Source organism: Winkia neuii subsp. neuii DSM 8576, assembly GCF_000420405.1.
Lineage (GTDB): Bacteria > Actinomycetota > Actinomycetes > Actinomycetales > Actinomycetaceae > Winkia > Winkia neuii.
Genome location: NZ_ATUW01000013.1, coordinates 24410 through 35124 on the forward strand (window position 1 = coordinate 24410; position 10715 = coordinate 35124).

General features: G+C 58.1%; 10 protein-coding genes. 8 read left to right on the forward strand and 2 right to left on the reverse strand.

Annotation, left to right across the window (positions count from 1 at the left end; genetic code table 11):
* The first annotated feature begins 12 nt into the window (after nucleotides 1-12).
* From G437_RS0109565 to pstB, 5 genes are all read left to right on the forward strand, one after another.
* Complete coding sequence (locus tag G437_RS0109565; RefSeq protein WP_070622320.1) at nucleotides 13-1323, forward strand: NUDIX hydrolase; 1311 nt, start codon at nucleotides 13-15, stop codon at nucleotides 1321-1323.
* A 215-nt stretch (nucleotides 1324-1538) separates the two neighbouring features.
* Nucleotides 1539-2654 (forward strand): phosphate ABC transporter substrate-binding protein PstS, encoded by a 1116-nt coding sequence (pstS, locus tag G437_RS0109570; protein ID WP_024332333.1) that lies wholly within the window; start codon nucleotides 1539-1541, stop codon nucleotides 2652-2654.
* 74 nt (nucleotides 2655-2728) lie between these two features.
* A complete protein-coding gene (pstC, locus tag G437_RS0109575) occupies nucleotides 2729-3688 on the forward strand; it encodes a phosphate ABC transporter permease subunit PstC (protein WP_024332334.1) in 960 nt (319 codons plus the stop codon).
* 8 nt (nucleotides 3689-3696) lie between these two features.
* Complete coding sequence (gene pstA / locus G437_RS0109580) at nucleotides 3697-4713, forward strand: phosphate ABC transporter permease PstA (protein WP_029769558.1); 1017 nt, start codon at nucleotides 3697-3699, stop codon at nucleotides 4711-4713.
* Between the two features lie 20 nt (nucleotides 4714-4733).
* Entirely contained in the window at nucleotides 4734-5513 is a 780-nt protein-coding gene (pstB, locus tag G437_RS0109585) for a phosphate ABC transporter ATP-binding protein PstB (RefSeq protein ID WP_024332336.1), read from the forward strand.
* Between the two features lie 74 nt (nucleotides 5514-5587).
* On the opposite strand, the gene G437_RS0109590 is transcribed toward pstB, so the two are convergent.
* Together G437_RS0109590 and G437_RS0109595 are read right to left on the reverse strand one after the other, a co-directional pair.
* Nucleotides 5588-6634, reverse strand: a complete 1047-nt coding sequence (locus G437_RS0109590) for an inorganic phosphate transporter (RefSeq protein WP_024332337.1) — start codon at nucleotides 6632-6634, stop codon at nucleotides 5588-5590.
* Between the two features lie 3 nt (nucleotides 6635-6637).
* Nucleotides 6638-7270, reverse strand: coding sequence for a DUF47 domain-containing protein (locus tag G437_RS0109595; RefSeq protein WP_024332338.1), 633 nt, complete (start codon nucleotides 7268-7270; stop codon nucleotides 6638-6640).
* Between the two features lie 482 nt (nucleotides 7271-7752).
* Between G437_RS0109595 and G437_RS0109600 the strand changes: the two genes are divergently transcribed.
* Genes G437_RS0109600 through ygfZ form a run of 3 tightly spaced genes read left to right on the forward strand, consistent with a single transcriptional unit; the run spans nucleotide 7753 to nucleotide 10374 of the window.
* On the forward strand, nucleotides 7753-8613 hold the full coding sequence (locus tag G437_RS0109600; protein WP_024332339.1) for a hypothetical protein: 861 nt from the start codon (nucleotides 7753-7755) through the stop codon (nucleotides 8611-8613).
* A 17-nt stretch (nucleotides 8614-8630) separates the two neighbouring features.
* Nucleotides 8631-9188 (forward strand): heme-binding beta-barrel domain-containing protein, encoded by a 558-nt coding sequence (locus G437_RS0109605; RefSeq protein ID WP_024332340.1) that lies wholly within the window; start codon nucleotides 8631-8633, stop codon nucleotides 9186-9188.
* On the forward strand, nucleotides 9178-10374 hold the full coding sequence (gene ygfZ / locus G437_RS0109610; protein WP_024332341.1) for a CAF17-like 4Fe-4S cluster assembly/insertion protein YgfZ: 1197 nt from the start codon (nucleotides 9178-9180) through the stop codon (nucleotides 10372-10374). The genes G437_RS0109605 and ygfZ overlap by 11 nt, the downstream gene beginning before the upstream one ends.
* The last annotated feature ends 341 nt before the right edge of the window (nucleotides 10375-10715 follow it).

The window sequence follows — 10715 nt, forward strand, 5'->3', positions numbered from 1 at the left end:
AAGGATGGTCCAATGTCAAGGCCCCGCCCTCGGCCGCCTGTTTCCCGTATAGTGCGTTCAGGTGGAGCCATCGTGTGGCGGTTGCGCGAAGACGGCAAGACCATACCGGGCACCCAGATTCCGCGCTCAGATGCCGACATTGAAGTGCTGATCGTGCACCGGCCGCGCTACGACGATTGGTCGTGGCCCAAAGGCAAAATGGAACGCGGCGAGCACATAGTAGCCACCGCTGTGCGCGAGGTCGAAGAAGAAACCGGCTTCGCCGTGCGCCTAGGAGTGCCCCTGCAAACCCAACGCTACCGGCTCGGCGTGGGCCACACTAAAGAGGTGCGCTACTGGCTCGGCCAACTAGACGTGTCCGCCCCCGCAATGCTTGGGCGCCCCATGGCTAAACGGGCCCCAATCTCCGAGATCGACCAGCTGAAGTGGGCAAAACCGGCCAAAGCCCGCAAACTACTCACCCGCAGGGGCGACCAACGCCTTTTAGACGAAGCGGTAGCGCACGTGCGCAACCGGACCGCCCTCACGCAGCCGCTACTGATCATGCGCCACGCCAAAGCCGTCGGCCGCAAAAAATGGGAGGGCGAAGAATCAGCTCGCCCCCTGTCAAGAAAGGGAGTCGGCCAAACAAAGAACCTAGTGCCCGTTCTTTCCGCCTACGGGATCGGCCAAGTAGTTACTTCACCCTGGCGGCGCTGCTTCCAAACGGTTGCCCCCTTCGCCACACTCACAGGAGCAACGCTGAGCGCACTGCCCGAACTCACTGAGCAAGCCCACGCAAACGACTCGGCCTCGGTGCGCGAGCTAGCAAAAAGCTGGCTTGAAGAGGGGAAAGCCCGCGCAGTGTGCGTACACCGGCCCACCCTGCCGGCAATCGTGGGGGCGCTCGCGGGAGCCACCCCTAACGCCATAACAAGGCAGCTTCCCCAAGAGGACCCGTACCTGCACACCTCGCAAATGCTGGTGGCGCACATTGCCCTGGTGCCGCTCGCCAAAGACGAGCCACTGCCCACCCCCGTTGCGCATCTACTTTCAGACGAGGCAAACGCGCCGGTCACATACGATGAGGGCCCGGAACTCGCCCACGAAGCCAAAAAGAAAAAATCCGGGCCGTCCCCGGCAATGCTGGCCGGGAAGAAGGGCAGGCCCGTTGCTCTGCCAACTAAGTCTTCGCCCTCGAAAATGCGGCCCAAGGCAGCCCGGCCCAAAAAGGAAGATAAAACAAAGTCTGTAGTGAAAGCACCTAGCTTGCGCACCGTGGAGGCCGAAGCCTCCAGCCCCTGCAGGCCCGTGGTGGTGGCACTCGAGTTAGTGCGCCCATAGCGGGTAATTCTGCCGGAGCAACACCCGAATGTTAAAGTGTTCTAACTCACGGCTACTGCCAGTTTTTCTTGCTATTTTGCCGCTAGAGCAAATTTCCTAGGTTTGTTCACCAAAAGTTTACTTTGCTTGCACCTGGGCTACACCTGGCTTCCGTAGGTTGTACATGTCAGGGCTCAGGCCCTCCCACTCGGTACAAAGAATAGGAAGTATCACAAGTGAATCAGAAGTTTTACAAGTTCCTAGGTGTGGCTGCAGCCGCTTCCTTCGCAGTCACTTCGCTCGCTGCGTGCGGTTCTGACAACGCAACAGGCGACAAGTCAGGCAACGATAAGGATTCCTCGCAGTCCAGCGAATCCGTCTCCGGCTCCATCAAGGGTGCTGGCGCTTCCTCCCAGGAAGCTGCCATGACCACCTGGACCCAGAACTTCATGAGCAACAACCCCGACGCCCAAATCACTTACGCTTCGGTTGGCTCTGGTGCCGGCATCGAACAGTTTGTGTCTAAGCAGGTTGCTTGGGCGGGCTCTGATGCTTACCTGGAAGGTGACGAAGTGCAGAAGGCTAAAGATCGCTGTGGCGCCGACGCATACGACCTCCCCACCTACATTTCTCCGGTTGCGGTGGTATTCAACTTGAAAGAGACCAAGAAGCTAAACTTGGATCCCGACGTAGTCGCCAAGATCTTCAAGGGCGAAATCAAGAAGTGGAACGATCCGGCTATCACCAAGTCCAACCCCGATGCTAATCTTCCCGACCTGGACATTACCCCGGTTCACAGGTCCGACAAGTCCGGTACTACCGAGAACTTCACTTCGTACCTGAACGAGGCCGCCCCCGACGTGTGGCCCGATAAAGCTGACAAGACCTGGCCTATTTCCGGTGGCGAGACCGGTGACAAGACCGCGGGCATGATTCAGGCTGTGCAGGGTACCGAGGGCACCATCGGTTACGCCGACGCCAGCCAGGCCGGCGACGCGCTGGGTGTTGCTTCGCTCAAGTCTGGCGACGGCTACACCGCCCCCACCCAGGAATCCGCCGCCAAGGCTGCTGATATTGCCGAGGCTGCTAAGGATCGCGCCGACGGGGACCTGGCTTTGAACGTGGTTCGCGTTCCTAAGGAAGAGGGCGCCTACCCGCTAATCCTGATCTCTTACGAGATCGTCTGCTCCAAGTACGAGAAGGAAGAGGGCAACGTAGTAAAGGCCTTCATGGAGTACGTAACTTCCGAGGAAGGCCAGAAGGCTGCATCCGAGGCCGCTGGCTCCGCCCCGATCTCTAACGAGCTCCGCGAGAAGATTCAGAAGAGCCTAGACAAGATCAAGATTGGCTAACTTCGCGATGAGGCGTTCGGTAGCGGGAAACCGTTACCGAACGCTTTCGCATGAGAGTTGGAAGTAGGAAGCGTATGACGGTCCAGGAAACGGAAGAAACTAGTTTGCTAACCGATTCCAGGGGAACCGGGAAAACAGGAAACGTAGTTTTTTGGGTTATTGCTTTGGCAGCTGGCATAACCATTTTGGCAACACTAGCCCTTGTAGCAGTGTTCTTGCTATTGCAGGCTAAGGACGCCATTCTTGCCCGCGGCAGAGTCTTTACCACCATGGGCTCGGCAAACCACGTCAATATTTGGGAATTCACGTTCCCGCAGGTTTTCGGCACACTACTGGGCTCGGCAATGGCAATGATCATGGCGGTGCCAGTAGCAATTGGCATCGCGTTGTTCATCAGCCACTACGCTCCTAAGCGGTTGGCGCAAACGCTCGGCTACCTGGTGGATTTGCTAGCTGCAATCCCGTCAGTAATCTACGGCTTGTGGGGCGCCCTCTGGCTAGTGCCCAAGCTGGTGCCACTGAACAAATGGCTAAACGCCCACTTCGGCTGGTTCCCACTTTTTGGAGGCACCGCATCGCCCACAGGGCGCACCATTTCCTCAGCCGCAGTAATCCTGGCCGTCATGATCCTGCCCATCGTCACCTCCATCAGCCGCGAAATCTTCCTAAAGACCCCCGGACTGCACGAGGAAGCAGCCCTGGCTTTGGGCGCCACCCGCTGGGAAATGATCCGCCTGGCAGTACTGCCACACGGCCGTTCAGGCATTGTGTCGGCATCGATGCTAGGGCTCGGGCGTGCCCTCGGCGAGACCATGGCAGTGCTCATGGTGCTATCGGTTGGCGCAAGCTATTCCTTCCACATCTTAGAGGCAGGCCGCCATTCCACCATTGCGGCAAACATCGCCCTCCAACAGCCCGAATCCACAGGCCTGGCGCTTTCCGGGCTATTCGCTACCGGGTTGGCGCTGTTCTTTATCACCATGATCGTCAACATGCTTGCGCGCTGGATTCTAGCCCGCACTAGTGCGAAGTGAGCCAAAATATGTCTAGTACTTCAAGAGCCCGTTCCTCCTCTTCAGCGCTGGCGCCGTCCTCGTCTTCCGACGCGCGCCCGGAAGCGCCCAAGAAAAACCCGTTCGCCCCTGAAGACCCAGCGCTAAACCGGCGCCGTGCCATCAAAGACAAAATATCCACGGTAGTAGTTTCAATCTGCTTCGTCCTGGCAATGATCCCGCTCATTTCGCTACTGTGGATCACGATTTCCAGGGGCGGGGCGCGATTGCTAAAAGACTTCCCGTACTTCATCGCCGTTTCCATGAAAGGCGTGTCGGGGGGTATGGACGCTGGCGGCATTTACCACGCCATAATCGGCACCCTAATAATCACCGTACTGGCAACGCTAATCTCGGCCCCCATTGGCCTGCTCACCGCCGTCTACCTAACGGAATACGGAGCGGGTAAAAAGCTCTCTAGCGCGATCATGTTCTTCGTAGACGTAATGACCGGGGTGCCTTCGATCGTGGCCGGCCTATTCGCTCTGTCGGCCTTCGCCCTCCTAGTAAAACCCGGCTACCAGGCGGGCATTGTGGGCGCGGTGGCACTATCGGTGCTCATGATTCCAACGGTGGTGCGCGGATGCCAAGAAATGCTCCTACTGGTACCCCACGAACTGCGTGAAGCGGCCCTGGCCCTAGGCGTTCCCAAATGGAAAGTAATCGTAAAAGTAGTGCTGCGCACCGCCGCCGGCGGCATAACCACCTCGATCATGCTGGCGATCGCCCGCATCATCGGCGAAACCGCACCGCTGCTATTCACCGCAGGTCTGGTCAACTGGATCAACTTCGACCCCTTCAAAGGCCAAATGACAACGCTCCCCGTATACGCCTACCGGCAATACTCGCAGGGGCTAGTGCCGTGTAAAGGCACAGGCGTGTGCGTCGCCGACATCAACTACCAGCGCGCGTGGGCAGCCGCCCTCGCACTAATAATTCTTGTAATGGCCATGAACATTATTGCGCGTGTAATCGCGACGGCCGTTGCCCCGAAGGGGCGCAACTAAGACCCCGAAAGGAAATGGCAGTGTCTACTCGTATTGAAGTTCGCAACGAAAACATCTACTACGGCGATTTCTTGGCCGTCCGCGACGTAAACATGGACATCGAACCCAACTCCATTACCGCGTTGATCGGCCCATCCGGCTGCGGCAAATCGACCTTCCTGCGCACCCTCGACCGCATGCACGAGGCCATACCCGGCGCCCGCGTCGAAGGTGAAGTGTTAGTCGAGGGCAAAAACATTTACGACAAGGATGTGGATCCGGTCCAAGTACGCCGCCTGGTAGGCATGGTGTTCCAGCGGGCAAACCCGTTCCCCACCATGTCCATCTACGAAAACGTGCTGGCCGGGGTCAGGCTAAACTCGCGGCGTCTGCCCAGATCTGAGGCCGACGACCTAGTCGAAGAATCCCTAAGAAGTGCGAACCTGTGGAGCGAGGTCAAAGACCGCCTCGACCGCCCCGGCTCCTCTCTCTCGGGCGGCCAGCAGCAGCGGCTGTGCATTGCACGCACCGTGGCCGTACGCCCAAAGGTAGTGCTCATGGACGAGCCGTGTTCTGCCCTCGACCCGATTTCAACCCTGGCCATTGAAGATCTAATGATCAAGTTGAAGGAAAACTACACGATCGTGATCGTCACCCACAACATGCAGCAGGCGGCACGCGTTTCCGACCGCACCGGCTTCTTCAACCTGGAAGGTGCTGGCAAGCCTGGTGTACTCGTCGAAATCGACGAAACCGAAAAGATCTTCTCGAACCCGTCCAACAAGGCAACCGAAGATTACGTATCCGGCCGTTTCGGCTAAAAACGCAAAAAGAAAGTGCGCACAACCAGCCTGGCTGTGCGCACTTTCTTGCGCCCGGACCGCGAGCGCAAACTCTACGCCGGCACAAGCATGTGCAACGGCAGGTATAAAAGCCCCGAGACTAGGGCGGCAGCAGGCATGGTCAGTACCCATGCTATGGCGATGTTGCCGGCCATGCCCCACCGGACGGCGCTGAGGCGGCGAGTAGCCCCGACCCCCATAATGCCGGCGGTGATGGTGTGGGTGGTGGATACGGGGGCGTGGAATACGTAGGCGGCTAGGTAGAGCACGGTGGCTGCTACTGTTTCTGCTACGAAACCGTGAGCGGGGTCGAGTTCGATCACCTTGCGCCCTAGGGTGCGCATGATTCGCCACCCGCCGGAGTAGGTGCCTGCCGATATTGCTAGGGCAGCGGCGAGTTTCACCCACAGGGGGATGGATAGTTCGCCGTTAGCGTCTACTCCGTGGTAGCCGCCGGCCATTAGTGCCATGACGATCACGCCCATTGTTTTTTGGGCGTCTTGGAGCCCGTGCCCTAGGGCCATTGCGGCTGCTGAGATGGTTTGGGCGATGCGGAAGTGGCGCATTGTGCGGTGGTATTGCAGGTTTGCGCAAAGGGCTAAAACTAGCTTCATCACTAGGTAGGAGACTATGAATCCGAGTAGGGGGGAGGCGAACATGGGGATGACGACTTCGCTTACGATGCCGGACCACTGCACCTGGGTGGCTGAGGCTAAGCCGGCTCCTACGAGTCCGCCTATCAGGGCGTGGGATGAGGATGAGGGCAGCCCAAACCACCAGGTGATCAGGTTCCAGGCTATTGCCCCCACTAGGGCGGCCAGGATTATCACTAGGCCGTGGAGGCGCAGGTTGGGGTCTGCTGCCTCGGAGTATTGGGTTATGTCGATGATTCCTTGACCAATGGTTTTGGCAACCTCGGTGCCTAGTAGTGCTCCCACGATGTTCATGCAGGCGGCCATTATTAGGGCGGCGCGGGGGGTTAGTGCACGGGTAGAAACCGAGGTGGCGATCGCGTTGGCGGCGTCGTGAAAACCGTTGGTGAAGTCGAAACTTAGTGCTAGTAGCACTACGAGTGCGACCAGGACCAATGTTAGTTCCACGGGTTAGGACTCCTTGATTGCGATGGTCTCGATGGTGTTGGCCAAAGTCTCGAAGGAGTCGATACCTTTTTCTAGGCAGTCGATGATGTCTTTTAGTTTGATGATCTCGACGGGGTCTAGATCTGATTTGAAGAGTTTGGCTAGCAGTTTGCGGTAGGCTAGGTCGCCTTCGTTTTCGAGGCGGTTGATTTCAACCCAGTAGTCGCGTAGGTCCGAAAGGCCGTTGAGGCGGGGCATGGCCTGGGCTGTTAGTTCGGAGCAGCGTTGGAGGGCGTCTACTTGGACGGAGAGCTGTTTGGGGAATTCGTCCACTTCGTAGATGACTATTAGGCCGCCGGCCTCGTCTACTTCGTCAACGCAGTCGTCGAGGGCGTAGGCCAGCATCTGGATGTCGTCGCGGTCTAGGGGGGTTACGAAAGTTTGGTTGAGTTTGCGGGAGATTTGGTGGGTTAGTTCGTCTGCGGCGTGTTCGACCTCGTGTAGTTTGTCGCGTAGGGGAGGGCGATCTGCCGGGGCGGCGTGAATGATTTGCGCTAGCAGTTCGGTTGCGTCCTGTAGGCGCAACGCAGTCTGGGCCATTAGTGCAAAAAATGAATCGTCCGAAGACTTCGACCGTTTGAAAATGCGGTTGAACATGTCGGCCTAAACTCCATTTCGTTCGCGGTATTGCAATAAAAGCCTAGTTTGAATCTAGGGCGGAAAAACTCAAATAGTCCTAAAAAGCTTCTTCTTTGGCGGGGCGGTCGCGCTATCTTCGTCGGGTAAATAGCGGTTTACCTTGGAGTTAACAACCGGGTGGTCGCAATAATGTGTGAGGAACAGCACTTATATTTTTTGGCGTTTTGGTCTAAATGTCCCAAGAAATGCTGCACGCGCAGTTGTGTTTAGGCAGGGGGGGGCGAGTGGGAAGCGCAGAAAAGACGCCGGACCGAGATGCGCCTGTCGGCGCGAAGGCCGCTCGTAGCGGCTATAAGTGGAGCCCGGGGCAAAACGGTCCGACGCCACCTACAGTCTAACTGGTTAGCGGGTGGAGTGCATGTACCCTGGTGAAGAAGTAGGCGAGCTGCCCAAAGGGTTAGAAAGCCTCCCTTTGAGTAAAGTTGTGAGATCATAGGCGCGTGAGTAAACAGGAAAACGCCGGTACATCCCCTGCGCGCCCCGGCGGGGGAACGCCTAACGGGGGCCCGCACCAACCGGTTTTTTACCTGACAACTGCCGTGGCCGGCCTCGTTCTGGCGGTTGGCGCGGTAAGCCCGTTTCCTGTTTTTGCGGCCCTAGTTGCCGTGTTGGTAGCGGGTTTTGCTATCCCGTGGGGTAAGGCGGCTCAGGCGCCCGCGCCACTCGTTTCCTCTACGGTTGCCCTCGCGGTGTCTTTAGTAACTTTGATCGTAGTCATGTTCACTGACGACTTTTCGTCTGTGCCCGCCTGTTTTTCTTTTGCGCTGCTAGCTACCTTTTTGGGCGAAATAGCCCGCGGGGCTAAGCGTTCGCGCATGTCCCTCTCGGTAGCGTGTTCCACCACGGGGGCAGCGATCGCTACTGCGGGCTCGTCGTGGGTGGCGCTAGGGCAAGACCCGCTTTGGCAGTTGATGGCGCTGCCGGTTGGGTTGATTGTCATTGTCGGCTCCAGCGCCGGGATAGTGCGGCGGGGGGTAGCCCGGGTGGGCGTTTCACTAATCGTTGGAGTTGTTGTTGGCATAATAGCCGCTGTAGCCGTGTCCCATTCCGCGCTTTTGTCGGGCCCGGCCAAGGTGTTTATGCCATCTTTGCCTTCCCCATTTTCGTCCCCATACCTACTGTTTCCCGTTTTTAGTGCCGTGCTTGCGTTAGGGGCATTCTTCGTTCAGGGGTTCGTGGCTGACTTCCGCAGGCTAGACGCAAAACCGGTACCGGCCTCCGCCCTCATCGCGACGGGGCTCATTATGCCACTGGCGATGTCTATCCCCGCGTATGCGCTAGCTAGGCTTGCCGGCGCCTAGGCCGGTATGGTTGAACTATGTTCACAATTGATGCTGATTTGCCCCGCAATCTTTACCCCCTAGCATGGCTGGTTGGATCCTGGCGCGGCTACGGCTCACAGGTGGTTCCCGGTGGCAGTGACCGCATGCTGATTCAAGAGGTCGAATTCGCCCAAGACGGCGACAAGCTAGTACAAACCGCAAAAACGTATAGCGCCCAGGCCAAAGAGGGGACTATCCCCGTAACCGCTACGGCTAAGCAGGGGCTTTCTCAGCTCGAGCGGGGTGAACTGGAATGGCAGGAAACAGCTACCTGGCAGGTGATCTCCATCGACGATCCGGGCTCGGGGCCTGTGAAGGCGCTGGTGCGGGTAGAAACGTCAGGAAGGGCCCAAAGCCAGGGTGAATGGGATGGGCTGGCCTCTGGGCCTCGTATTTCAATCAAGTTGGCTACGCAGTCGGGGGCCCCGGCTAAAGCCTCACGCATGTTTGGTCTGGTAAATAGTGAACTGTTCTGGACACAAGATGTAGCCCGCGGCGAGGGCGGAGGAACCGACTTTTCGGGACGCTTAGGGAAGGTGCAGGATGCAGATTGAGCCCAAGTTTGCCCCAGCAAGTCTACCTGCCGCATCGCCTCTGCTAGGTGGGCACGCTCCCGGCGGCGGCGTGGACGCGGCCGTTGCGGCCCACTATGGGGATCCGGTTGCCGAGCAGTGGGCTCTGCAGGTGGGGGCGGCACTTACTGATCTGTCTCATTTTGGCGTGGTTCGCGTAAGTGGGCCCGATAGGTTGAGCCTGCTGACAACTTTAGGGTCGCAGGTGGTAACTGACATTGGGGCTTCCTCGCGCGAGTTGTTAATGCTCGATGCCAGCGGGCATATTGCCTTTTCGGCCGGCGTAATCGATCGTGACCAGGTGGCTTATCTGATCACAGATGCGGGCCGCGCCGCCGAGTTAGCGGACTATATTTTGCGCATGCGTTTCTTGTCCAGGCTTGAGGTTGAAGTGGCAGGGGATTTGGCTCCTGTCGGCTTTACCTTAGGCGGGCCGTTGCAGCGGGCGCTGGCAGGCGAACTGGTGTGGGAGGATCCGTGGCCTGGAGTATGCGAAGGTGGGGCCTCCTATGGGCCGGCTGTCGAAGGTGCACCCCGATTCGCGATCTGGCTGGCCCCACGTCAGAAGCTGCAAAATGCCGTGGGTGCGGCGCTGCAAAAGGCGAATACTGGTTTCCCCCTCGAAACCGAGTTGGGTTACGAGGTGAAGGAACCAGCTCTGGCTGGTATTGCGGCCTGGGAGGCGTTGCGTATCCAGGCGCACAGGCCGCGTTACGGGCGCGAGGTAGATGCCCGCTCTTTGCCGCACGAATTGGATTGGCTGCGCACGGCTGTTCACCTGCATAAAGGTTGCTATTGCGGGCAAGAGTCGGTGGCACGCATAGTGAACCTGGGCAAACCGCCGCGCCGGCTCGCCTTTGTGTCGCTGGATGGTTCTACGGACGATCTACCTCGGGTGGGAACCGAAATAAAGGCGGACGGAAAGAAGGTAGGTTCGCTAACGTCTGTTGCCCGCCATTGCGAGGACGGCCCCATTGGGTTGGCCGTGGTCAAACGCGGAGCAAAGAGCGGGCGGGTGGATGTTGGTGGTGTGGCTGGGTTGGTTAGCGAGATTGTCAATTCTGAAGGTAAGGCGGATGTGTCGCCTACGGAACGGCCGGGGGCGGGGTTGCGTGGTTCTTTGGTGGGCTTGACTGGTGGTCAGAAGGCTGGCTTGGGCTTGGCTTAGTTGGCGTATTGGGGGTAGTAAGGCTGCCTTCGCGATGATTGCGGCCTGTGTTTTTTAGGTTCTTTGTCGTAACCTTAGTGGCGGCCTTGGGGCGCATAAACCCTTTATCTTAGTGGGGCTGCCCTTATCCTGCTTTTGGATTTTAAATCCTAGTATTTAGCGTCCTGCCTGCGTAAATGTTGCGTCTGTAGTGGCAAGTCCTGTTGTGGTGGGTGGTTTTAGGATGCGCAAAGTTTTATGCAATTGTAAACTTTTGGCTGTATTGCAGGGTTTACTATGCTTTTGGGGTTGTTGTGAGGCTACGTGGGATAAGTGAGGACGTGTGGGGTCCGGATCAGGAG

Excerpts from the sequence above, each read along its gene's own strand:
- ygfZ (WP_024332341.1), top strand. The coding sequence starts at position 9,178 with ATGCAGATTGAGCCCAAGTTTGCCCCAGCAAGTCTACCTGCCGCATCG.
- pstC (WP_024332334.1), top strand. The coding sequence starts at position 2,729 with ATGACGGTCCAGGAAACGGAAGAAACTAGTTTGCTAACCGATTCCAGG.
- G437_RS0109595 (WP_024332338.1), bottom strand. The coding sequence starts at position 7,270 with ATGTTCAACCGCATTTTCAAACGGTCGAAGTCTTCGGACGATTCATTT.
- G437_RS0109565 (WP_070622320.1), top strand. The coding sequence starts at position 13 with ATGTCAAGGCCCCGCCCTCGGCCGCCTGTTTCCCGTATAGTGCGTTCA.
- pstA (WP_029769558.1), top strand. The coding sequence starts at position 3,697 with ATGTCTAGTACTTCAAGAGCCCGTTCCTCCTCTTCAGCGCTGGCGCCG.
- G437_RS0109605 (WP_024332340.1), top strand. The coding sequence starts at position 8,631 with ATGTTCACAATTGATGCTGATTTGCCCCGCAATCTTTACCCCCTAGCA.